The following is a 25,600-nucleotide window of genomic DNA, read 5'->3' on the forward strand; positions in this document are numbered from 1 at the left end:
AAAGGAGATCCCCTTGAAAGGACGACAAGACTATAAGTTCACCTCGGAAAGCGTGGGAGAAGGTCATCCCGACAAAGTTTGTGACCAAATATCTGATGCCATTCTGGATGAAGCGCTGCGACAAGATCCCCATTCCAGAGTGGCCTGTGAATGTTTTACAACCACAGGTATGGTTCTGGTCGGAGGTGAGATCACGACAAAAGGATATATAGATATTAGGGAAGTTACCAAGAAGGTACTTTCAGATATTGGTTATAACAAATCAGATTATGGCCTTGATTACAATTCCTGTGCCATCATTAGTAGTATTAACGAACAATCACCAGATATCAGTCAAGGTGTCACAGAAGGTGTAGGACTACATAAAGAAATGGGAGCCGGAGATCAGGGAATGATGTTTGGCTATGCCTGTAAGGACACTCCTGAACTTATGCCAGCTCCTGTTCAATTCAGCCATCGTATTATGCAGAAAGCCGCTGAGGTAAGAAAAAACGGAACCATCCCCTACCTTAGACCTGATGGAAAATGTCAAGTGACTGTCGAGTATAAGAATGGTGTTCCTAATCACATTGATACAGTGGTCTTATCTCATCAGCATCATGATGTTATGGGTGGAGATAAAATAACTTTAGAATTACTAAGGAAGGATCTGATAGAAAAAGTAATCAAAGATGTTCTTCCTTCAGAACTCTTTTCAGATAAAACTATCTTTCACATTAATCCAACAGGACGATTCGTTATTGGAGGGCCCCAGGGAGATGCTGGTTTAACAGGCCGTAAGATAATTGTTGATACCTATGGTGGTAAAGCGGCTCATGGTGGGGGAGCTTTCAGTGGTAAAGACCCTTCTAAAGTGGATAGATCTGCCGCTTATATGGCCCGTTATGTGGCAAAGAATATTGTTGCCGCAGGTATTGCAGATCAATGTGAAGTGGAACTGGCCTATGCTATTGGTGTGGCAGAACCTGTTAGTGTTTATGTTAACACCTATGGAACTTCAGATATCGCCGAAGATAAGATAGAAGAAGGAATTAGAAAAGTATTTGACCTGACCCCTAGAGGAATCATTACGACTCTCGATCTATTAAAACCCATTTATCTGCCAACAGCGTCTTACGGGCATTTTGGTAGAGATATATTCAGTTGGGAAGCAACAGATAAAGTATCAGAACTACAGAAGGTTCTTTTATAGATTGAGGAAACTTACAAAAGCGAAGAGCAGGGATTCCTGCTCTTTTTTTATACCTATTCCCTAAACCTTGGCTAATAAAATCCGAAAATTATAACAAAGATGTTACTGGGAAGGGTTTATTAATGAAAAGACTAATCACTTTACTTTTATTAGGTACTGTAAGTTTACTGATATATGGACAAGATATGATTCACGAGGTCACTGGAGGAGACACGCTCTATTCCTTAGCCAGAGAATACAATATCACTGTTGATCAGATAAGAACATGGAACAAACTGGAGAATAACACGATATACACAGGACAAAGGGTTATAGTGGGAAAACAAGAGACTTCCTTAATAAAACAACCAGTTCCTGTGACCGGTTATGACACTTATACTGTCAAAACGGGAGACACCCTATGGGGAATAGCCCGTAAATATGATATGTCTGTGTCAGAGTTACGTGAACTTAATGGAGGCCGGCTCTCACGTCTTAAGAAAGGACAGGAAATAAAAGTAGCCCTACCAGAATCGAAAGCAGCCAATGTTCATATCGTAAAAAAAGGGGAAACTCTAGAAGATATAGCTTACAACAACGGCTTAAATCCTAATGACATCATGACTTATAATCAGTTACCTGATTCAAGGATATTCCCTGGTGATCGTCTATACCTAACTCCGATAGCCATTGCTTCTATTAATACAAAACCTAGATTAACCAGACAAGCTCACCCTATCATAAAAGCAAAAGAGGAAGAAAAGCAGACAGAAGCTTCTACAACCTTAGAAGTGAATACCTATGTGGTTCAAAAGGGAGATACTCTGTATAGTATCTCCAGAAATACTGGAGTAAGCGTCGGAGAACTACGATTGTTGAATACCCTGGAGAATGACCTTATTCAGCCAAATCAGATCCTTAAATTAGAAGGAACACAGGCGCCTACTAAAGTTATTGCTCCAGAAACCACAGTAACCTTTGAAGGAACACAGGCACTCCCCAAAGAGGAACCAACAGCGGATAATGAAATCATCTATAATGGAGATTCCTACTATAACTACATTCCAACAGCCCTGTCACAACCTGACAAAGAATACAGAGAAGCCCCTGAAGAAGGTCCTTGGTTAACTTTTCAAAAAGCAGTAGACCTGTATAGTCATTGGATTAAGGATGTGAAAAAGAAACCATCCCTTGGTAATGCGCTAGCAGGATACCACTTTGTAATTGATCCAGGTCATGGAGGATTGGATCCAGGAGCCATTGTAGAAAGCATAGATGGCCGAGGTGATACCCTTTATGTGGTTGAAGATGAATATGTCTATGATATCGCTTTAAGACTAACAGAATCCCTTGTTCGCAATGGAGCAGATGTTACCTTAACTATATTAAGTCCAAACCATACTATTAGAAATACTGACCCAGCAGGATATACCCTTGTTCATCAGACAAATGAGGTCTATAACCTAGCGTCATTGAATGTGGCCGATCGACCTCTTGACTGGCCTAGAGGAGGACATGCAGGACTGGAAAAACGCGTCTTGATTGCGGAACAGACCTTTGATAATGTAGAGGCTGGCAAGAGGGTTTTTATTAGTCTTCATGCGGACAATGCGCCTGAGTCCCCTAAGGGTACAGGAATCCTCTATCTAGATAACGAGAATCAATTTGATAAAAATTCTGCGGATTTTGCAGAAAAGCTTATCCCCTACTTAGGTTATGGAGCTTATAGTACTGGACGCGACTTGGCGGTTCTACGTAATAATCCCGCAGATATTGCTTTATTAATTGAACTTCGCAACATTTATTACAAGGATCATTCTTGGGCAATTCGCTTCTCAGAACTAAGACAAAGTGATGTAGATAAGATATCAAAAGCCTTAGTGAATCTGCTTCCAAAAAGTTGATTAAAGGGAGTTGACAGACAAACTAAGATTAGCTATATTGACGAAGCATTTCGCATTCCCCTGTAGCTCAGTTGGTAGAGCGGGTGACTGTTAATCACTAGGTCAGCGGTTCGAGTCCGTTCGGGGGAGCTTAAAGTTGGGTTGTTTCTGCCCAATCAAAATATATGGAAACACATTCCCCTGTAGCTCAGTTGGTAGAGCGGGTGACTGTTAATCACTAGGTCAGCGGTTCGAGTCCGTTCGGGGGAGCTTAAAACTGGTTCTAATTACATGTTAGAACCAGTTTTTTATTTACCTATTCATTAAAAAAACCGAATAAATGTTCCAAAATACCTTGCCTCATCATGATGATCCTTAGTATTAGTGTTACAGTATTAAAAGTTATTTAGGATGTCTCACATACTGTGCCCGATAACGATGCTTGCTAGAACTAGAAGATAAATAATTCTGAAAGCCTAAGTTTCATCACCAGGCTGCAAAAGATAAAAAGGATTACCCATGGGATTAATAAAAAAAGACACAATCGAAAACCTGATAAAATCAGGGAAGATCAACAAACTCAACAAATTACTAAACTCGGATAATTGTAATAACCTTGATGACCAGGGGAAGCCCCCCCTCTACTACGCTATTAAATATGAAAAGTCTCAAATAGCCAAACTTTTATTAGAACTAGGGAGTATTCCTGAAATGGGAAGTTCATCACCAGAAGAATCTGTTATGGTGGATGTGATAAAGACCTTTAATCAGAATCTTCTTAATATCTTTTTAGAACATGAGCTTAGTCTCCCTGAGACAATCAATAAGCTCCCCCTACTCCATTATGTAGTTAGTCATAAATACTTCTATCCCGAACTTTTGCCTATACTTTTAGCTCATGACATTGATATTAATCAAATAGATACGGTCAATACGGAAAAAACAGCCCTAGCCTATTTATTAAGCCTACCTGATTTTTCCTTAAGAGCTTTTAACGCTTTACTGGAAGAGGGGGCAGATGTTAACTATGCTACTTCTGAAGTGAATAGACCATTAACTATACTAGTTGACAATAGGGAGATACCAGCAACCTCCAAACTGGGGAAATTTAGCTTCTCCTACCTTCTACAAGAATTAAGTCGTTACAATCTGGAAATGAATTACACCATCAGAACTTTTACAGGTTCTCAAACGACACTAGCCCAAAAGACTCTACAGAGTGGTAAAATTGAAGAATTTCTTCTTCTGTTAGAATACGGATTATGGGTTGATACAAAGGTTTTTCCTTCTTTGGAGAATTACCTTGATGTGAATAAGTTCTCCATGGATCAGCGTAAACGAATGGTGAATGTTAATAGAGCTAAAGAACTTAATCTTCCTTTAAGCAGTCAGTTTTATGGCAACAAGGCAGAGGAAGTTTTAGAAGAGAATCTGAAAGACAATCGTGATCCCAGTGATATATTTATTGATATAGCAAGGACTACTAAAATGCCTCTTACTCGTAAGATTCCCATATTGGAACAACTTCTGGAAAAAGGAGCCAATATTAATCATCTTAAATCTTATGCAGGCTTTGAATTGAATGTATTAACTGCCTTGACCTGTTGGAATGAGGATATTTATGATCTAACGGACTTATTACAATGGCTATTAGATCATGGAGCCTTAATCGAAAATGAAGGGCATTCTGCTTATCTCTGGGCCATATGGTATAATAAGAGAGATTTGGTTCGTTTCTATGGGGATAGAAACGCTGATATTTGTTATACAGATGTTGATGGAGCCACCATTTTTAGTCGTTTGTTCTCCTACAGCCCCTCCCATAATCAGTACAGAACATCTGACGATCATTCAAATATGCTGCACCTCATAAAAGAAATATTTGATGAGAGACAACTTCCTTTTCCTCTCGAAGAAGAATTTAAAAGCGGTACAGAACCTGGTATTCTGAATGGGAGTAGCACTTTAGGTAAAGAAATTGTTCTCTTTAAGAAAACAACAAGATTTAACCTTGTCAAAGAATTATTAGCTTGTGGTTGGAACATTAACAAAAAGTTTGAAGCCTACAGACCAGAAGGGAGCTTAATTTTACAATTATTGTGTTCTGACGTTGATGAATATATTGTCACTTATCTACTAGATAATTACCCTGATATTGACATAGCTAATCCTGGATCTGGAGATCCTCTCTTCTACGCTTTAAAGAAACACTACTCACCTGAAACCATAAAACGCTTTATAGATAAGGCTCCTGATATAAACAAAGAGATTGTCCGTTATTTTGATTCATCAGATGAAATTGTTCAATCAAATGGGTCTTATATAGAATTGGTTTTGGACATTGCTATTAACAAGGATACAAGTATTGAAGAGTCTGAAGAATGGGCTTACCAAATATGTTCGGATTTGATTGAAGCAGGGCATGATGTAAATCATGTAACAAGACTTACACTAAATGAGTCTATGCAAGGTAAAACCTATAGAACGTTACTTTCTTTGTTGGAACAATGTCATAATTTCAAAGAAACTGACTATAAAAAAGTCTTTAACCTATTGTTGGATAAAGGAGCTGATCCTTATCTAAAACTAGACAGATTTGAAGAAAACTTTATTCACTTTATAACTCAAAGATCCCAGAGGACTCAATCAGAAGTCATTGATATACTAGAAGAACTAGATAGACGCCACTTATTCGATATTGAAACAAAGACCAATAATGGGGCAACACCTCTTGTATATGCAGCAAGTAAATGCCAAACAGAACTCATAAACTACCTCATTAGTAAAGGGGCAAATCCTAACGCCATTGGGGGATTTGACCAATCCTATCCTATTCATCGAGCCATAACCAATTGGGATTGGGTATCCAAAAAGGACAGATTAGAGACAGTAAAAGCTCTGTTGGATGGAGGGGCTGATTTAGAAGCCATTGATAATGATGGATACTCACCACTTATGGCCGCAGCTGGTTTCGGATGCCTCGAAGTTGTTCAAGAAATACTAAAAAGAGGAGCCAATCCTAATCTATGTAACAGTGAAGGGAAATCAGCCCTTAACTTTGCCATTACCGATCCTTATTGTTATGACGAAAAATCTAATGACGATACACATACAATGAAGGAAGAATTCAAATTACATATTATTGAAGCCTTGCATGCTAATGGGGCAGACTTAAACAACAGCTATTCGATGGGAACACCTCTTATAGATACTATAGGGTATGACTATCGTTACCTATATCATGGTTTGTTAAAACTGGGAGCAAGCATACATGCCACTGACGGAAGCAATAGAACACCATTGATGATTGCTTCAAAGTGGGGGGCATTACATTTAATCAAAGATTTGTTATCTCATGAAAACATCCAAGAATCTCTTCTCAACGTTGATCAAAGAGGAGATAATATTCTTCATTATTTAGTGAATAGAGTCTATCAAGAAACAGGACTAATGGTACCACCTCTTAATAAAACTATTATTTCCTTTATAAAGAAATATATGGATGAATACAATGTACCCTACTCGAAAAACAACTATGGCCAAACCCCTCTTCATTATCTAGTACAAAGAGCTATGACACCTCCAGTAAAGGAATTACTCCAAAGAGGAATTAACATTAATGAAGTAGACAACTACAATAATACAGCACTCATGTATGCTGTTAATTATGATGAAGAGCTTGTAGAAGAAGCGAATGTAGTCTCATGTATTAAATTCCTCATTGAAGAAGGGATTGATGTTAATACCGCTAATGAAAAGAATCAAACAGCATTACAGATAGCAAAAGAGAGGGAGAAAACAGACATCATAGATATCCTAATAAACGCAGGTGCAGAAGAAAGAGGAAAAATAGGATTTTAATATGATAGGTTTATTCAGAAAGAAAACAATAAAAGAACTAATCAGTCTTAATGATATCAATAAGATCAGGAAAAGACTGAATCCATCCAATATCAATATGTTGGATGAAGACAATCGCCCTCCCTTATATTATGCAATAGCAACTAATAATGCTGAGTTAAGCGCCCTATTTCTAGAATGGGGTGCCCAATTGTATTGGGAAGAGAAAGACCTTGATAATACAAATACTATTATAATGGTAATTCTCAAGTTCAATCCCTTATTGTTAGGTGCTTTCCTGGAAAAGGGAGTAATTTTACCTACGTCAATAGACTCTCAACCATTACTTCATTATTGTATAAATCATGGATGCAGGAATTATTCTTTCTATCAACTACTCTTAGACCAAGGCTGTGATATAGATGAATTAAATAGCTATGGAATCACAGCATTAACAGAGCTTCTTAACCAAAAACACAGTGATCAGGGATTAGTAAAGTTGTTGTTAGAACAAGGAGCTGATGCGAATAGAGGCGGGTCAAAACAAAAAAGCCCTCTTTACACATTGTTCCATGCAGGACATAAGGCAGATAATGAAAAAATACAATTATTTTCTTTACTAAAACCCTACATTGGACCATTGAGCCAAGAGAATTACAAAGACCTTATTCAGTACATTGTCACAAATAAAAAAGCAAAACTATTCCTCCATATCCTCAACACGTATAATGATATTGAAATTGAACTCAATGATGACCTATTAGATTTCTTGACGGCATCCTACTTCACACCTAGCGATCAGAAAAACCTCATAAAGCTACTAGATTCTCACTACCCACAATTACCTATCCATTTGGATATATTAAAGGCATTTGGACGACAAGCCATACCAAGTACATTAAATGGACCCAAGGCTTTTAAAATTGCCATAGACATGGACACAGAACTTAATGTTAAGAAACAAACTCTTGAGGAGTTTATACAACAGGGAGGTGATATCAATTACCACCGTGAAGAATATGCTACATACTACAATGCCCTCCAATATTTAGTAAAAGAACAATTTCAACATCCGGATATAGAAGAGCACCTTCAATTACTACTAGAACTTGGAATTTCCATAGAGACAAGTAAACAGAGTGCCCTTCTTCTCGCTACTAGAACACATTCCATTAATCTTATCAAACTTTTACTCCGAAAAGGAGCAGATCCTTTTTATATCGATGAGTCAGGAAACTCCTTCCTTTATGAACTTACAGATAAGGATAGTAAAATATTTTTAAACCAGATGATTAATAATTGTGTGGAAGTTTTAAGCTATCTTCCAAAGGTATTAGGTCAAGAAGATTTAACAAAGCTCCTTTACACAAAGTTTCAACCCCATAAAGATTCTAAAGAAAATACTCTTATTCAATTTGCCTTGAATATTAATAAAACAATTGATCGAATTACTTTTCTAAAAACTTTGCTTGATCCACCCTATAGTTATGATGTCGATGCTTTATTCACTTCTGATGATGCAGAAGAAACTCCTTTACTATATCACCTAATCAATAGGGGCAACGACCAAGTCGTAGAAGCTTTCTTTGAGATCAAACCTGATTACAAGATTCCTATGTTATATGGAATCTTTTTTCAAGCTCTTTGGAAAAAACTTAATAGAAAGAATCTTTTTTCTATAATAGATCACACAGAAGACTTAACATTACTTGATAGGATTCCTGTTAAATGGGAATCTTATAAAGAGTTAAGATATAACTATTTACACTCATTGGCTTTTGCCTATGATCCTAAGGTCACGAGAGATAATTCTCTTCTCATGGAAATAGCCGAGTACCTATACAACAAAGGTTGTGATATCAATCAGATAGCCAGAAAGGTTCCTAGAAAAGAAGTAGACTCATCTTGGCTCCAGGAAAGCAACCTACTAGTAGAGGCGGCTATAGTCGACTGGTTTGAATTATTTCATTGGGCACTAAATAAAGGAGCCGATGTATCAGTAAAATTAGACCAAAACAAAGATAATCTCATTATCCGCTTATGCGTCGCTTTACGTAATAATGAGGAACTGGATTTACTGCCTTACTTTGAGCTTCTCACTCAAAAAGATCCTACCATAGTAACTTATGCTAATACGATTGGAAAAACGCCTCTTATTGCGGCTGCTCAAATATGTAATGAACCTACCATAGACTGGCTTATTCAAAAAGGAGCAGAAATTCATACAATAGGAGGTTTTAATGGAACAACTCCTCTTATCGCAGCTATCGTAAACTGGGGAACCATACCGATTAACCGTAGAATAAAAGCTGTTGAACTGCTTCTAAATAGAGGAGCAGATATCAATCAGGTAGATAAAGACAAGGAAACCCCTCTTATGAACGCCTGTTATAGAGGAGCTTTGGGTGTCGTACAATTGCTAATAGAAAGAGGAGCTGATGTAAACATACTTGACGGTAACGGAAGAAATGCAATAAATCATGCTGTCGAATGTCGTGATGATTATCAATACTATAAAAATGGTGAGATGAATGAGTACATTAATAGTCAAATTATTGAAGTTCTTGTTAAAGCTGGCGCTGATATGAATGTAATCCCTAGGGAACGATTACCTGCTATTCACTTAGCCGTTAATCGACATTATCAACTCCTGACTAGCACTCTCATTGACCTAGGAGTTGACATTAATAGTAAAGCAGAACAAGGGCTGACTCCTCTTATGTGGGGGATAATAAAAAATAATTCCATTGCTATTAAAACATTATTGGATCATCCTAATATAGATTTATCTGTAATCAATAACTTTGGAGAGAATCTATGGCATTTTCTATCCTATTTGAACAATAACAATGATAGGGACAGATGTTGGAATGCTTTAATAAAGGCTCAAATTCCAATGATAGGTGATAATGCAGGAAAGCACCCCATTCAAATAGCTCTGTTAAATGGCAACAAGGATTTAGTAGAAATGTTCCTAACCAGGACTGATTGTGTCAATGTGCTAGATAAAGAAAATAATACCCCTCTCATGTATGCTCTCATGGCAGAACCTAATAATCTCAACCTTGCGGACAGATTAAAAATAGTCAGTCTTTTAATCAGTAAAGGAGCTGATATCAATAAGGTCAATAGCTCTGGGAACTCTGCTCTTAAGTTGAGCCAACAAGCTGGGTATAAAGATATAACAGAATTACTATTAACTGAGGGAGCAGATACTAACACTGGTTATAGGAAGATAGGATTTTAATAATTGGAGTCAACATATTAAAACTGGATTCCCAAATGAGACTCCCACCTATCAATACACGGGAATATAACTTGCTTGCAATCAAATTTATTTTAAATTAATCTTATAGACACTATGCAACCGGAGGACAATATGGGTCTTGCAGACATGTTTGACTTTGAGCAAGTCGTAAATGAAGCTGAGAAAATGGTCATCAAGGAGATGGAAGCTCAGTTGCCCCAAGAAGACTGGAATGATGAAGAAATCATAATGGACATAGCCACCTATGCACTCAATCATATAAAACCAGCCTACAGCCATACACTCATGGGGAAGATATATTCCCAAGGATTGGAAATATCAGACTACTATGAAGATGTACAGAAGGCTGTCAAGAAAGCCATTAAGAAGATAAAGGGAGAAGAGAAGAAGAAAGCAAACTCTCCAGAGGCAGTTGATCCAAAGCTTTCTTAAGAGCGTCTCCAGGTTTATCTTCCTTAAGACCTTCATTGAGGATTCTCTTCCACACTTTGGCCCCCTTATGAAAGGCAAAAAGGTCATAGATATTTCTATACAAGGGCCAAGCTTTGTTATCCTCATCGAAGTTTTCCTGAATATACCCTATGAGATGCTCAAGGATTTCTTGACGAGTGATAGAGGCTGTATCCTCTGGATATAAAACATTCTCTACCTCATTTAATAAATAAGGGCGCTCATAAGCGGCACGTCCCAACATCACTCCATCTAAAATTTCTTTCTGTGCCAGGATAGATTCTCTATCCTTAAATCCCCCATTAATCTCTATTTGAAAATGGGGATACTCTTCTTTTAAACGATACACATCCTCATAACGAAGAGGAGGAATGTTTCTGTTATCCTTGGGACTTAAGCCTTTGAGTATGGCAATCCTGGCATGAACGATATAACGGGTCACACCACTAGCTTCTACAATAGAACAGAAGTTCTCCATATCTTCGTATTTATCCAGATCATCGATACCAATACGGTGTTTCACAGTAACAGGTTTACTTGTAATACCCCTAGCTTCGGTAAGAATATCTCTCACCAATTCAGGCTTGGCCATAAGACAGGCACCTAGATCACCTTCTTGAACCTTATTTGATGGGCAGCCAACATTAAGATTAATTTCATCATAATCCCAATCTTCTGCAATTTTTACAGCTTCCACCATTTCTTCAGGTTTAGCAGCTCCAATCTGTAACACCAAAGGCTTTTCCTGGGGAGAAAAATCCAGAATACGATGTCTGTCTCCATGTATAATGGCTCCTGTGGAGATCATCTCTGTATAGAGATAACTATTCTTTGTCAATAAACGGTTAAAATATCTGAAATGACGGTCTGTTACATCCACCATGGGTGCAACACTCATCCTAAAGCTCATTCTGTCCTCGTAAGTATTCATAAATCTGGTCATAGCCAACAAAACCTAATTCTACAGCTATCTCACCAAATCGTTTTCTGGGGTTTTTGTTTTGATAAGCAAGTACCTGTTCAGCTTGTTCGAAGGAAAGTTCATTCTGACGTATTAAAAACTCCCCTATCCTTTCTCTGGGTTCCATACTCATAGGAAAAATATAATCTATTTCTCATGTTTGTCAAAAGGTAAAATGGTGTACATCTCTAAATAATCAGAATAAAATATAGAAATGAAAGAAGTCGGTCCATCAATATTTATTAATAACAACAGAAAGAAATTTGAAGCTTTGATCACCCTCTTGTGTGAACAATATGATTATGCGACTCTCCTCGCCACAGATGTTACAGGAATTAGTTGTGAAAAAAACAGTACAGAATTCCTTATAAGTGATTCCCGTTTCTCTGAAAGAGGTTATGTAATAAGGATCTACCACAAAGGGGCAATAGCCGAATATTCAAGCAATATTATACCGGAATCAGGGATCACAGGGCTACTAAATCTTATTAAAAGTAATTTGGTATTCACCTACCCTAAGGATAATACTCCCCAGAGAGAGCTTCCTAGGGAAGAAGAAATTACGGAATCCTTTGTTAAAACTACAGATAGTGGCAAAAAATATTCCACAAAGGAAATACGTCAAAAGCTGGAACAAGTGTATGAACAAATCAGTTCTCTAGATGAGCGTATTCACCACACAAGGATAATGCTAGAGCATTCTATTATTAACAAACTATATCTAAGCCCAAATAAAAACCTGGAACAGCATTATGAATGGGCTGTTTTTACTGCCATCCCCTTCTTTAAGACATTAAAAGGCAGCAGTTTTCTATTTGAAAGCCTAACAGGTCATAACCCTGAAGAAATAGTAAATACTTCCTTTGATACAAAAACCATTAAAAACAAAATTGAGGGAATGTCACGAGCCAAAAGGATACAGCCCGGAGAGTACGACGTGATTTTGAGTCCAGATGTATCTGGTACAATTGCCCATGAATCCTTTGGTCATGGTGTAGAGACAGATATGTTTATCAAAGGGAGAGCCTTAGCCCAGGACTACTTGGGGAAAACTGTGGGAAGTTCTTTATTAACCATGAAAGACGGTGCAGCCAGCGCAGACAATGTTGCCTCCTACTTCTTTGATGATGAAGGAAACTTGGCTGGAGATACTACCATCATTGATAAGGGTATCTTTTTGTCTGGCTTAACAGACCTGGCATCGGCCCAAAGCTTAGGAATGAAACCAACGGGAAATGGACGCCGGGAAAGTTACAAACGGAAAGTCTACGCTCGTATGACAAATACTTACTTCACACCAGGAAAAGATAAAAAAGAAGAGATGATTAAATCCATAAAAGAGGGTTATCTCATTGAAAACATGCTTTCTGGAATGGAAGATCCCAAGAACTGGGGAATTCAGTTAGTCTGCCAACTGGGTTGGGCTATCAAGGATGGGAAGTTAACAGGAGAATCCTTTGGACCTATTTACTTAACAGGATTTGTTCCAGATGTGCTCAACAATATCACCATGGTATCAGATGATTATAAATTGCATGGATCAGGCAAGTGTGGTAAAGGCTACAAAGAATGGATTAAAGTCTCCGATGGAGGCCCCTACATTAAAACCAAGATGAGGCTAGGATAATGCAAGAATATATCAAACAGGAATTAGCAAAAGCATCAGCTTGGACTCTAAAGAAGGTTATGTCCAAGTCTCAAGAAGTATTTTATATCAACGGGGATATAGATCAACACCGTTTTGTAGAAGTTATTGAGTACTTTATAACTCTCTATATGGATACTGAAAAAGAGGGAACAAAATATAGAGGACAGAAATCCTTGACTCTCACTCCCTTAGACACACAGCAAGAAGTGGCAGACAAGCTTCAATCCGCTCGAGAAAATGCTCTCGTATCTGTATCCCCCTGGTTTCCTTTACAAGAGAAAATACCCGCTCCAAAGAGGCATACTAATAGCTTTGATAGATTTCCTCTTAAAGAATCTATTGAATCCTTGGGGGATATTCTTAAAAGAACTCATACTAACGATACAAGTTGGATAAACTCAGCAGAAGTTACTCTTACTTACCATGATGTAGTATGGGAAAATTCCCAGGGTTTAGAACTTAGCTATACCTATTATAAAGGTTTTATGGATTTAGTGATAACCGGAAAGGATCAAGAAGAAAAAGAGTTTGAAATAGAAAGGGAAATCAAATTCAGTGACTATGAACCGGAAAATCTTCAAAACATTATTGATCATCAACTAGATCTCATTAAAGATAGAACAAAGGCCATTCCCCTTAAAAAAGAATTGGAATGTCCTGTTATTCTAACAGAGACTTCAGTCAGAGATTTCTTTTCCTTTTACCGTAATCAGGCAAGTGGTAAGATTGAATATCAAAATTTAAATCTCTTCGAAGTAGGTGAAGAATTAAATGGATCAGGGGACAAATTAACCTTAAAAACGGAGCCCTATCTTTATAACAGTCCCTATTCTGAACCTGTGGATTCCTTTGGTAGTCCCTATCACGAAGTCTATTTATATAAGGGAGGAAAGGTAATTGAAAAGCTTTATAATCAACAATATGCCTATTACTCTCATAAACCAGTTAAAGCCTTGAGTCCTAATTTTACTGTAGCACCTGGAACTTTGAGTTCAGATGAATTAAAAGGAAAGCCTTATCTGGAAATCGTACACTTCAGTAATTTTGATGTGAACATGATTAGTGGAAGCTTTGGTGGAGAGATTCGTCTCGGCTATTATTATGATGGAAATAGACGTATTCCCATTAGTGGAGGATCCATAAGTGGTAATATTAGGGAAGCACAAAAGTCTTATCAGTTCAGTGTGACTATGATGACACTTGAAAATTATGAAGGTCCTGCCTATATTTTGCTTAATAAAATATCTATCGCAGGAGTTCTATAATGGAATGGAGAGCTAGTCATATATTAGTTAAGGATAGAGGCCTGGCGTCTAATCTTCTTAAAAAGATAAAGCAAGGAGCACGTTTCGAAGATATGGCCCGTGAGTATTCAACCTGCCCCAGCAAAAGCAAAGGGGGAGACTTAGGATGGTTTGGGCCAGGTAAAATGGTTCCAGCCTTCGAACAAGCTTGTCAAAGAATGGGTGTAGGAAGCGTCAGTGATCTAGTACAAACCCAATTCGGAACACATATCATTAAACTGACTGGCAAAAAGTAATTGCCTAAAAACAAGGGAGGGATCTCACCCTCCCTATTTTATTTTTTATTCTGAGATATCGTATGAGTGATACGGTCAATGATGATTGCCAGGAAGACTATACTGATTCCTGCTTCAAATCCCCTACCTACATCTATACGGCTAATGGACATAAGAACTTCCATCCCTAATCCTTTTGCTCCAATCATAGATCCAATGACTACCATAGCTAAGGCCATCATAGTAGTTTGATTTATACCAACCATGATAGATGGTTTGGCCAATGGTAACTGAACATCCCAGAGGATTTCGCTTTTCTTGGCCCCAAAGGCTTTAGCCGCCTCGACAGCTTCTTTATCTACAGTTCTTATTCCCACATTAGTTAAACGAATAACAGGAGGAACGGCATAGATAATAGTAGCAATAACAGAAGGAACCTTACCTAAGCCAAAAAACATAAGAGCCGGTATCAAATAAACAAAACTAGGCATAGTCTGCATACCATCCAATATTGGTTTAAGAATCATTTGACTTCGATCACTTTGGGCCATAGCAACTCCTGTAGGAATACCTATCAAGAGACTAAACATTACAGAAGCAGAGACTAAACCCAACGTCTGCATGGCTAGTTCCCAGTACCCAAAACCCCCAATAATGAATAACATAAGAGACATCATAAAGGCGGTTTTCAAGCTCTTCATGAGCTTCCATCCTAGAAGGAAAATGACGATTATCAATACAAACCAGGGAATACTGGTAAAGATAAATGTAAAGAAATTCATCACATGCAAAATTAGCCAACCAAGGGCATCAAAAAAGACAGAACAGTGTTTTAATAACCATTTCATCCCGGCATCTATGTAACCTCTTACAGGAAATCGGATAAATTCTGGAAAATCAAACATGAAACTCTCCTTCACTATCCACTGGGGTAATGGCTTCAAAAATATCATCCGTACTGACAACACCTAGAAACTTTCCATCCTTATCTTTTACAGGTAAAGGATATGGATAGGTTCGCACTATCTTAAAAAGCTCCTCAATGATGGTATCTTCAGTAACACAAGGAACTTCCTTTGTGATAGGAGGACCTAACTTGACCACAGTAGAAGATGCATTTTCACTTATATGTTTCTCTAATCTGTCTACTGAGGCTATTCCCAATAATTGATGTTGCTTATTTACCACATAAGCAGCCTTGCGATTTTCACGTTTAAGAATGGTCAGAGCTGTTTTCCGCCCTTCCCAGGCATAGAGCAAAACACTAGGTTTACTCATAATATTTCCTGCTGTTAAGACCTTTGCCGGAGAGGCATCCTGAACGAATTCACGTACATAGTCGTCGGCAGGATCTGTAACAATATCTTCAGGTGTCCCAATTTGAACAACTTCACCATTACGCATAATGGCAATACGGTCACCCAGCTTTAAAGCCTCATGTAAATCATGGGTTACAAAAACTATTGTTTTTTGAAGTTTATCCTGGAGTTCGACTAATTCATCCTGCATCTGTCGTCTAATAAGAGGATCTAATCCACTAAAGGGTTCATCCATTAGGAGGATATCAGGATCATTGGCTAACGCCCTTGCTAAGCCGACCCTTTGTTGCATACCTCCAGAGAGACTACTAGGATAGGTATGTTCCCATCCTTTAAGTCCTACAGTCTCTAAAGCTTCCATGGCTTTTGTATACATTTGTGCTTTGGGCAAACCTCTGACTTTTAAACCATAGGCGGCATTATCTATAACAGTCATATGAGGGAATAGTCCATAATGCTGAAATACCATTCCATAAGTTTCTTTACGGAAATCAAGTAAATCATCCTCGGACATTTTCGTTAAGTTTTTACCATTGACTTCTATTGTCCCAGTTGTTGGATTAACAAGACGTATCAGATTTCTCACCAAGGTAGACTTACCGCTTCCAGATAAGCCCATAAGAATATAGAACTCACCTCGTTTAATCTCGATATTAACATTACGCATACCGACAACACATCCCGTTTTTTTAAGGATAGTTTCTTTGTCCATACTTTTGTACTTGTCTGATAGTATACGTTTAGAATCACGTCCATAGACCTTCCAAAGGTCTTTCACAGTGATAATAGTTTCTGTTGAATCATTTGGGGTCGATTGACCCCGTTTATTTTCAGTTTCTGTCATCGGCGCCTCTACTCTGGTAAGGCGGATTTGACTTTAGCGGCGACCTCTGGTGTTACCCAGTCTGTCCATACAGATTCTTTATTCTTAAGAAACCAGAGGGCTGTTTGCTCAGCATCCCATTCATGGCTTTCCATTTGAGCAAGGAATTCATTATTGTCAGCGACTGTTGTGTTATACTTTTTTAGGAAAGCTACAACATCAGGGGCTCTTTCAGGAAGGTCCTTATCTACAAGAATATTAACGTCAGCTGGTTCAAATTCTGAACCTTTAAGGCGAACCATATCTAATTTACCTAAGACAGCAGTTGGAGCCCAATAATATCCGATCCATCCCTGTCTTTTTTCAAAGTTACCTACCATAGTGGCAGCCAGAGCAGCACTAGATCCAGGAATACCTTTATTAAAATGAGTTCCCAGATTATGGCTTTCAAATATCTCATCAGATACATCAGTGGATAGCCAACCTGTTATCCCCAGATAAATAAGTCCCTTGGAAGAATCCTCTGGATCCTTAAATAGTTCCCAGTATTTTGGCAAATCATCTACACTTTTTAAACCGGGAGCTGGTGCATTTTCACCTTCTACTAAATAACGGGGTATCCACCAACCTTGAGGGGCATCAGGCATGTTTTTTCCCAAATCAACCAGCTGACCTGAGGCAACTCCCCGATCATATAGGTCTCTGAAATTAGAATGCCATGACTCCATATCAATATTGATATCTCCTTGCATGATTCCATTTATAGTGATGGCTGTATCTGCGGATGTGAATTCAGCCTTATAGTTACCAAGACCATTTTCTATAATGAAGGCAGCAATTCTGTTATGTACCTGGACAGAATTCCAAGTTAAATCTCCAAAAACTAATGTTTGTTTTTTCTCCTGACTACCTTCTGCAAATAAAACAGTAGATACACAAAATAGGCTCATAATTAACATTAATGCTAATTTTCTCAAAGTGTTCTCCTTAAATATGTCTGTGATTTACTTAGAATACTAAGTTAATAAGCAAAGAACAGTCAACAGTATTGGAGAAAATAAAAGACAAAACCCCACATATACCGCCAAAATAAGGTAATTTAGTGGGGTTTTTGCATAAAAACTATATAGCAGTCTAATATTTACTAGACTAAATTATCATTCAGACAAGTTATTTAGTAAGGCTCTAAAGTCTTCACTCGTATTTAAATAGTACCGAGCCTGTGTATCACCTTTGCCAATCTTGATGGTATACTGGGACTTATCGATAACACTAAATAAATCTTCATCAGTTGTATCATCACCAGCAGCTAATACAAAATCAAATTCTTCATAAGCAAGGAAGTGTCCCGCAGTACGTCCCTTATTGATAGTGGTATCTTTAATCTCCAGGACCTTATTACCTTCTAACATTCCAAGGTGACCTGAACTTGTAAGAGTCAATAAAGTATCCCTTAACTCTCGCAAACGTATCTGGGCTAACTCAGGTTCACATTTACGATAATGCCAGGCAAGGGAAAATTCTTTTTCCTCAATCAAACTACCTGGTGTTCTATCCATGGTAACTTCCAGCAAAGGTCGAATCTCATCCTTCCAACTGTTATCCAGGACTTCTGTCTGATGCCATTGATTTTCACTGGCTTCCTTAAGCCATAATCCATGACTAGCTACTAAATCTACACCTAAATGTCCTAACCATTTCTCAAGAGTATGTTTATCTCGACCACTGATTATAACGATATGATTAGAGTCATCACTCTTAAGCTTTGTTAAAAGATTTATTAATTCTTCATCCGGTGCAGCAAGATTAGGTTTAGATTTGAATCCAACTAATGTGCCATCATAATCAAGGAAAACCAGTCTTTTTTTGGCTTTCTTGTATTTGTCCAGTAATCTTTCATTCTCTTTTTTATTGAGAAAGAGAACCCTTTGATCCTCACTCTTATTCACTTGTTGGGCAAGTTTGTCTAGAAAATCCTTTGCCCAACGATGAATATCATATCTCTTCAGACGATTATGCATGATACTGTTGCGGTCCATCTGCTCAATTTTAGGTATTTCAAGGGCCGTTTTGATTCCCTGTGCAGTTTCTTTTAAGTTATTAGCATTAACAACGACCGCTTCTCCTAGCTCACTGGAGGCCCCTGCTGTCTCACTAATCACTAGCATACCCAACTGATCCCCTCTGGAGGCTATGAACTCTTTGGCAACGAGATTCATACCATCCCTAAGGGGAGTAACCATCATAACATCTGTTGTCTTGTACAGAGCTATAAGGTTGTCTTGACTAAAGGTTCTATAGAAATACCAAATAGGAACCCAGCCTAAGGATCCATATTCTCCATTGGTTTCGCTTACCAATTCCTGTATTTCCTTTAAAAGATCAGAATATAAATCAACCTGAGTACGGGAAGGGGCCACAATTAAGATCATTGTAACATGCTCCCGATAATTAGGATTATCCTTCAAAAACCTAGCGTAGGCTTGAATACGCCCTGGAATACCTTTGGTATAATCGAGACGGTCCACAGATAAAATCACCTGTGTCTTCTGGGTTTTCAACATCATCTCATTGATTTCATCTTGAAGTTCTTTATTATACACAGCGTTAGAAAAGTAATCGTAATCAATTCCCATAGGGAATACATCAGCTTTAACATTTCTATTATTAAACTTTATGAAGTTCATATCATGTTCATACCCTAATATTCGGCGAACACTAGATAAAAAATGTCTGGCATAGTCATAAGTATGAAAACCTATTAAATCAGAGCCTAGCAGGCCTTCAAGTAATTCTGAACGCCAGGGAAGCAAGCGGAACAATTCAAAAGAAGGAAAAGGGATATGAAGAAAATACCCAACATTAACATCAGGAAACTTATCCTTTACCATTCCAGGAAGCAGCATCAACTGATAATCATGAATCCAGACTGTATCTCCCGGTTCTAACACCTTATCCAAGGCATTCATGAATTTTTGATTAACATTAATGTAACCATCCCAATAACTCTCTTCAAAAGTAGTTAGGTTGGGAAAATAATGGAAAAGAGGCCACAAGGTTGAATTACTAAAACCTTGGTAGTATAAATCCATGTCTTCCTGATTAAGATAGACTGGAACATAACGATATTGACTCTCTAATTTTTGGGAAAGGTCAGCTTCACGGCCGGCTATCTCTTCCTGCTTTAAACCAGGCCAACCCATCCAGATATTGTTGCTATCATTATGAAAAGCTTTTAAACCTGTGGCCAGACCTCCTATACTCTCTGATATTTGATATTCATCATCTTCTAAATTAACTGTAATTGGTAATCGATTTGATACAAAAATTATTTTACTCATATTCTTTATCTATATCCTCCAAGATATCCGTAGTTGTTTGAGTTCTCTCTAAATTGTCCAGCATTGTTTCTTCAGCTGAAAGCTCATTATCCATTAGTGTGATAGCTGTATCGATCAAAGCAAGATGAGAATATCCTTGAGGGAAGTTCCCAAGTAATTCCTTGGTTTCAAAATCTATATCCTCCGAGTATAAACCTAAATGATTGGATTCTTGTAAAATTTGATCGAAATACTTTTGAGCTTTTTCTTTTTCTCCTATTTGATGCAGAGCTTTTATTAACCAAAAGGTACACACGGTAAAGGAGCTTTTAGGCATTCCGAAGTCGTCCTTGTTTTTATACCGGAACATAAGTCCGTTACGGCACAAACGCTTTTCTGTTTGAATTACTGTTTTTACATATTTAGGATCCTTAGGATCAATAAAACCATATGGGGCCATCATGAGGTTTGCTGCATCAAGAACCTCGTTCTCATAAGCCTGGGTGAAGGATTGCAGATTTTCATTCCATCCATTTTGAAGAACGTCTTCTTTAATCTGATCAGCCAGAAGGTTCCATTCCTTGTAGTACTCCTTCATATCAAGAAGCTCAGCAATTTTAGCCCCCCTATCTATAGCGACCCAACAGAGCACCTTTGAGAAGACGAAATGTCTCTTCTGAGATCGGAATTCCCATATTCCCATGTCTTCTTTCATCCAATTCTTGGATACAGTTCTCACCAGACTTCTAGCTATGGTCCATAAATCCTCGGCATTCTCAACTTGCGTCCCAAAGTACTTAAAATTCCTATAAATAACATCTAACAGGACTCCATAGATATCATTCTGCTTTTGATGATAAGCTCCGTTTCCAATTCGTACAGGTTTGCTATCCTTATATCCTGCAAGCCAATCAAGAGATTTTTCTGTTAATTGCTTTTCTCCTCTAATCCCGTACATAATTTGTACTTTCTCATCCTTATAAGGGATGGCATTGATTATAAACTGAAGAAAGCGCTGAGCAACATCATAATGACGCAATTGAAATAACACTTGAATAATCATAGAAGCGTCTCTTATCCAGCAAAAACGATAATCCCAATTCCTCTCCTCCCCTACAGTTTCGGGCAGACTCGTTGTTACCGCTGCAATAATGGCTCCTGTTTTCTGAAAGGTCAAAAGCTTTAAAACTAAAGCAGAACGGATGATTTCATCATTATATTTTTTGAAAGATACCGTTCGATTTGCCCAATCCAGCCAATAGACTTTTGTCTTATAGTACTCCAGATAGATGGAATCCATACATACATTTAAGATTTTCTGATTATAACTGATGTCAAAGTACTCATCCTTTTCCAGAAGGATTTCTTCAGAGTTCAAAATTTTCTGATGATCAATACTACTATAAAGATAAATAGATTCATAAGTTCCAGTTTCTGTATAAGACTTAATGAACTTCTTTTTACTTTCATTATGTGTGGGATGTTGCCCAAATCCTAATTGAGGAGAGTACATGACCCTAAATCGTGGCTTTCCGCCTTTGTACTTAATGTATCTTATCAATTCAGAGGGACAGTGATGACCGTCAGGTGTTTTATGGCGTGGCATAAGGTCAATTACATTGAAATTCCCTTCTGCACTGCGGTATTCCGTAACGAGAATATTAGTGTTACGTAAATATCTTTGACTAATGCTGTAATCAGAAGATACGATGATCTTAAAAGTACCACCCTTTTCTTTATCCAGCAATGAGGCAAATACCCCATGAGAATTAAAATGGGGCAGACAGAGAAAGTCTACATTTCCCTCATGGGAGATCAATGCTGCTGATATTCCATTACCGACAACACCATAATTAAGACCTTTTAGGGGATTGATAATACCATTGTTCAAAATATGCACCTCATTTGGTTGAAATTAAAGATTCGACCTTGTGTAAAATTATATAGTGTACTAAATATAATATAGAAATCTCTATAAACAAAATAGACTTTTATCTATCTAGGTTCATTATCAACTAGGATGGAAGGATATTTCCAGTTAATTTTTTAAATTATATAAGGAGTTATATATTGGATACAAGCGAACAAATTCTTACAACTTTACGACAGATCATTAGAGCCATAGATCTCCACTCTAAGACATTAGCAAAGAAGTATGGATTAACAGGACCTCAGTTACTTGTATTGAAGGAATTCTACAAATCACCAGAACAAACAGTAGGTAAAGTGGCAGCCAATGTCAGTCTTAGTCAGGCTACTGTTACAAGTATATTAGACAGATTAGAAAAGCAGAAATTTGTGTCTCGTATTCGTAGCAGTGAAGACAAAAGAAAAGTAAATATAAAACTAGAAGAGAAATCAATTGAGATACTCAAAACCAATCCTGGTCTCCTGCAAGAGGACTTTACCACACAATTTGAAAGGTTAAGTGACTGGGAACAGGGAATGCTCATTTCTTCCCTACAACGTATTGCAGCCATGATGAATGCCGACAAAATAGCTTCTCAACCTGTATTAATGAGTGGTCCCATATCAGCATCTTCAAGGGAAATATCTGCCTATCTAGAAGACTAATCCAATGAATCCTTCTATATATTCTCATAATTAACCATTGACTTATAAGACTCTGCCCCCTAACTTTTAGGATAGGGGGGTATCCTATATGAGTTCAGATTTAAAGGTAAAAAGAAAAGCGCATCATCCTTATGAGACAAAGGAAAAGATGGTAAATCGACTAAACCGAATCGAGGGACAGATTAGAGGCATCGCCAAGATGATTAATGAAGATGTTTACTGTGATGATATCCTTCACCAGTTTATGAGTGTGGAATCAGCGATTAACGGAGTCAAGAATAGCTTACTCGAAGCCCACCTTAAGAGCTGTGTTGTACACCAGATCCAAGAGGGACAACTAGAAGTAGTAGACGAGCTTCTTAATACAATTAGCAAAATGACAAAATAGGATTGAGATATGGAAATAGTACAGTTAGACATTCAGGGTATGACATGTGCCGCTTGTGTAAACCATGTCGAAAAAGGCATCAAAAAGGGTACAGGTATTGACATGGCCTCGGTCAATCTCGCGACGGAAAAAGCCACAGTCAGTTATGATCCCTCAACAACAAATATTGATGATATCATAAAGTCGGTCAGAGACGCCGGTTATGGAGCTTCTCCTATAGTAAAAGGAGAAGAATCAGAACAGGACAAAAAGAAGGCCAAAGAATTAAGCAAACTAAAATGGCATACTCTTATCTCTGCTATTCTTAGTGCGCCTTTATTATTGGCAATGTTTGCCGGCCTTTTTAATATTAAGGCCCTCATGTTCCTCCATAACCCCATAGTACAATTAGTATTGGCTACACCAGTACAGCTATGGATAGGTAAAAGGTTTTATATAGGAGCTTTTAAAACACTAAAAGCATTGAATCCGGGTATGGATGTATTAGTAGCCATGGGAACTTCAGCTGCGTATTTCTTTAGCATCTATAATGGTTTTATAGCTCCCCTACTCGGACATCCCAGTTCGGGTCTATATTTCGAAGCTTCAGCTATCATCATAACTCTTGTATTATTCGGGAAATACCTGGAAAACGTTGCTAAAGGCAAAACATCAGAAGCTATAAAAAAATTAATGGGCCTCCAGCCCAAATCAGCCCGAGTATCCAGAAAGGGTGAGGAAATGGAAATCCCCTTATCTGACGTTGTACCAGGAGATATTGTCTTAATAAAGCCAGGAGAACGTATTCCCGTTGATGGAAGGATAACAGAAGGGGCCTCTGCAGTTGATGAAAGTCTACTAACAGGAGAAAGCTTACCTATCGAAAAAAAGACCGGTGATAAAGTCCTTGGTGGAACCATTAATAGTTATGGCTCCTTTTCTTTTACAGCGGAAAAAGTCGGAAAAGATTCTGTTTTAGCCAGAATCATTACTATTGTAGAAGAAGCACAAGGCTCAAAAGCGCCGATCCAAAAGCTGGCTGATAAAGTAGCTTCCATCTTTGTCCCGGTAGTGCTCCTTATTGCCTTATTAACCTTTCTAGTTTGGTGGCTAATCATAGGAGATTCCACTCATGCCTTTATCGCCGCAGTATCAGTATTAGTTATTGCCTGTCCCTGCTCCTTAGGCTTAGCAACACCCACAGCCATAATGGTAGGAACAGGTATTGGGGCTTCAAAGGGAATTCTGATTAAAAATGGAGAAATCCTACAGAATATTGGCTATATCGATACGGTCGTTCTTGATAAAACGGGAACCATAACAGAAGGAAAACCCAAGGTTCAGGACGTGATCCCAGTTGGTGATACAAAGGGAGATGATATTCTAGAAACAGCAGCCGCCTTGGAATACTATTCAGAACATCCCTTGGGACAAGCCATAGTGGCTCACTATGGTAGGACAAAAAAGCCGGAAGGTTTAGAAGATTTCCAGTCAGAACCAGGTAAAGGAATCAAGGCCAAATATAAAGGGCAGAATTATTTTATAGGGACAGAAGCCTACCTAAGAGAAAACAATATCACAACAGATGACATTATCTCCCTTAAACAGGAAAAGGAAGCTAATGGATCTACAGCTATTCTCTTAGCAAATCCCAAGGGGGTCATCGCGTTAATAACCATAGGAGACTCCATTAAAAGCACCTCTACTAAAGCTATAAAACAACTTCAAAACCTGGGAATAAAGGCCATCATGCTCACTGGAGATAATGAATTAACAGCAAAAGCCATTGCAAAGAAAGCAGGTATCCATGAGTACATAGCCCAGGTATTGCCAGAACAAAAAGCAAATGAGGTAAAAAAACTTCAAAAACAAGGAATGAAAGTGGCCATGATAGGTGATGGGGTCAATGATGCTCCAGCTCTGGCTACAGCAGACATTGGGATTGCCATGGGACAGGGAACAGATGTGGCTATGGAAAGTGCGGATATAACCTTGATGCGCGGAGACCTTACAGAAATCGGTACAGCAATGGCCTTATCCCAAAAAACAATGAAAAAGATACGCCAGAATCTATTCTGGGCCTTCTTTTACAATTCCGTGGGAATACCATTTGCCGCCTTAGGATTCCTAAATCCTATAATAGCTGGTGCGGCCATGGCTTTCAGTTCCGTATCTGTCGTAACGAATAGTTTGAGTTTAAAGCGCTTTAAACCAAACTTGGAAGATAAAGAAAACAACAAGGAGGACAAGACCATGTCAAACACATTGAAAGTAGAAGGTATGAGTTGTAATCACTGCAAGATGTCAGTTGAGAAAGCAGTTAATGCCTTGGACAATATCTCAGAAGCCGTCGTTAATCTTGAAAAAGGTGAATTATTATACAACTTTATTGACGGACAGGAAGATGAAGAAAGTGTAAAAAAGGCCGTAACGGAAGCAGGCTATACACCAGTATAA

At 38.1% G+C, this 25,600-nt stretch carries 18 protein-coding genes and 2 tRNA genes; 13 read left to right on the forward strand and 7 right to left on the reverse strand.

Annotated features, from left to right (window positions below):
* The first annotated feature begins 13 nt into the window (after positions 1-13).
* The 7 genes from metK (at position 14) to K345_RS20590 (ending at position 10,594) form a co-directional block, all read left to right on the forward strand.
* Positions 14-1,192, forward strand: coding sequence for a methionine adenosyltransferase (metK, locus tag K345_RS0109975; protein ID WP_028974033.1), 1,179 nt, complete (start codon positions 14-16; stop codon positions 1,190-1,192).
* 122 nt (positions 1,193-1,314) lie between these two features.
* Positions 1,315-3,075, forward strand: coding sequence for a LysM peptidoglycan-binding domain-containing protein (locus tag K345_RS20585; RefSeq protein ID WP_037571725.1), 1,761 nt, complete (start codon positions 1,315-1,317; stop codon positions 3,073-3,075).
* Positions 3,076-3,131: 56 nt separating this feature from the next.
* A tRNA-Asn gene (locus tag K345_RS0109985) sits at positions 3,132-3,204 on the forward strand.
* 47 nt (positions 3,205-3,251) lie between these two features.
* Positions 3,252-3,324: transfer RNA gene (locus tag K345_RS0109990), tRNA-Asn, on the forward strand.
* Positions 3,325-3,573: 249 nt separating this feature from the next.
* Positions 3,574-6,915 carry an ankyrin repeat domain-containing protein gene (locus K345_RS0109995; protein WP_028974034.1) on the forward strand — a complete coding sequence of 1,114 codons (3,342 nt, stop codon included), beginning with the start codon at positions 3,574-3,576 and terminating at the stop codon, positions 6,913-6,915.
* 1 nt (position 6,916) lies between these two features.
* Entirely contained in the window at positions 6,917-10,141 is a 3,225-nt protein-coding gene (locus tag K345_RS0110000; RefSeq protein ID WP_028974035.1) for an ankyrin repeat domain-containing protein, read from the forward strand.
* 132 nt (positions 10,142-10,273) lie between these two features.
* Positions 10,274-10,594, forward strand: coding sequence for a late competence development ComFB family protein (locus K345_RS20590; protein WP_053228199.1), 321 nt, complete (start codon positions 10,274-10,276; stop codon positions 10,592-10,594).
* Here K345_RS20590 and dusA read toward each other — a convergent pair.
* Together dusA and K345_RS0110015 are read right to left on the reverse strand one after the other, a co-directional pair.
* The gene (dusA, locus tag K345_RS0110010) at positions 10,524-11,510 is read right to left on the reverse strand and encodes a tRNA dihydrouridine(20/20a) synthase DusA (protein WP_211227875.1); all 987 of its coding nucleotides are present in this window, start codon (positions 11,508-11,510) and stop codon (positions 10,524-10,526) included. The two genes, K345_RS20590 and dusA, sit on opposite strands and share 71 nt — an antisense overlap.
* Position 11,511: 1 nt before the next feature.
* Positions 11,512-11,706 (reverse strand): cyclic di-GMP-binding domain-containing protein, MshE-related, encoded by a 195-nt coding sequence (locus K345_RS0110015; RefSeq protein WP_245584616.1) that lies wholly within the window; start codon positions 11,704-11,706, stop codon positions 11,512-11,514.
* Between the two features lie 81 nt (positions 11,707-11,787).
* Between K345_RS0110015 and K345_RS0110020 the strand changes: the two genes are divergently transcribed.
* From K345_RS0110020 to K345_RS0110030, 3 genes are read left to right on the forward strand one after another with little or no spacing between them, the layout of a single operon-like run.
* Entirely contained in the window at positions 11,788-13,200 is a 1,413-nt protein-coding gene (locus K345_RS0110020) for a TldD/PmbA family protein (protein WP_028974038.1), read from the forward strand.
* Positions 13,200-14,486 (forward strand): metallopeptidase TldD-related protein, encoded by a 1,287-nt coding sequence (locus tag K345_RS0110025; RefSeq protein ID WP_028974039.1) that lies wholly within the window; start codon positions 13,200-13,202, stop codon positions 14,484-14,486. The genes K345_RS0110020 and K345_RS0110025 overlap by 1 nt, the downstream gene beginning before the upstream one ends.
* A complete protein-coding gene (locus tag K345_RS0110030) occupies positions 14,486-14,761 on the forward strand; it encodes a peptidylprolyl isomerase (protein ID WP_028974040.1) in 276 nt (91 codons plus the stop codon). Before K345_RS0110025 ends, K345_RS0110030 begins: the two co-directional genes overlap by 1 nt.
* Positions 14,762-14,799: 38 nt before the next feature.
* On the opposite strand, the gene K345_RS0110035 is transcribed toward K345_RS0110030, so the two are convergent.
* From K345_RS0110035 to K345_RS20595, 5 genes are all read right to left on the reverse strand, one after another.
* On the reverse strand, positions 14,800-15,645 hold the full coding sequence (locus tag K345_RS0110035; protein ID WP_028974041.1) for an ABC transporter permease: 846 nt from the start codon (positions 15,643-15,645) through the stop codon (positions 14,800-14,802).
* Positions 15,638-16,903, reverse strand: coding sequence for a quaternary amine ABC transporter ATP-binding protein (locus K345_RS0110040; RefSeq protein ID WP_083963714.1), 1,266 nt, complete (start codon positions 16,901-16,903; stop codon positions 15,638-15,640). The genes K345_RS0110035 and K345_RS0110040 overlap by 8 nt, the downstream gene beginning before the upstream one ends.
* Before the next feature lie 8 nt (positions 16,904-16,911).
* Entirely contained in the window at positions 16,912-17,859 is a 948-nt protein-coding gene (locus K345_RS0110045) for a glycine betaine ABC transporter substrate-binding protein (RefSeq protein WP_028974043.1), read from the reverse strand.
* A gap of 180 nt (positions 17,860-18,039) precedes the next feature.
* The gene (locus tag K345_RS0110050) at positions 18,040-20,223 is read right to left on the reverse strand and encodes a bifunctional alpha,alpha-trehalose-phosphate synthase (UDP-forming)/trehalose-phosphatase (RefSeq protein ID WP_028974044.1); all 2,184 of its coding nucleotides are present in this window, start codon (positions 20,221-20,223) and stop codon (positions 18,040-18,042) included.
* On the reverse strand, positions 20,216-22,093 hold the full coding sequence (locus K345_RS20595; protein ID WP_211227876.1) for a glycoside hydrolase family 15 protein: 1,878 nt from the start codon (positions 22,091-22,093) through the stop codon (positions 20,216-20,218). The genes K345_RS0110050 and K345_RS20595 overlap by 8 nt, the downstream gene beginning before the upstream one ends.
* Positions 22,094-22,272: 179 nt before the next feature.
* Here K345_RS20595 and K345_RS20600 point away from each other — a divergent pair, with 179 nt between their 5' ends.
* From K345_RS20600 to K345_RS20605, 3 genes are all read left to right on the forward strand, one after another.
* Positions 22,273-22,776: a MarR family winged helix-turn-helix transcriptional regulator gene (locus K345_RS20600; protein WP_037571729.1), complete on the forward strand. Its 504-nt coding sequence runs from the start codon at positions 22,273-22,275 to the stop codon at positions 22,774-22,776.
* A gap of 88 nt (positions 22,777-22,864) precedes the next feature.
* The gene (locus tag K345_RS0110065; RefSeq protein WP_028974045.1) at positions 22,865-23,164 is read left to right on the forward strand and encodes a metal-sensitive transcriptional regulator; all 300 of its coding nucleotides are present in this window, start codon (positions 22,865-22,867) and stop codon (positions 23,162-23,164) included.
* 9 nt (positions 23,165-23,173) lie between these two features.
* Complete coding sequence (locus K345_RS20605; protein ID WP_053228200.1) at positions 23,174-25,600, forward strand: heavy metal translocating P-type ATPase; 2,427 nt, start codon at positions 23,174-23,176, stop codon at positions 25,598-25,600.

The organism is Spirochaeta cellobiosiphila DSM 17781 (genome assembly GCF_000426705.1).
GTDB classification, from domain to species: domain Bacteria; phylum Spirochaetota; class Spirochaetia; order DSM-17781; family DSM-17781; genus Spirochaeta_E; species Spirochaeta_E cellobiosiphila.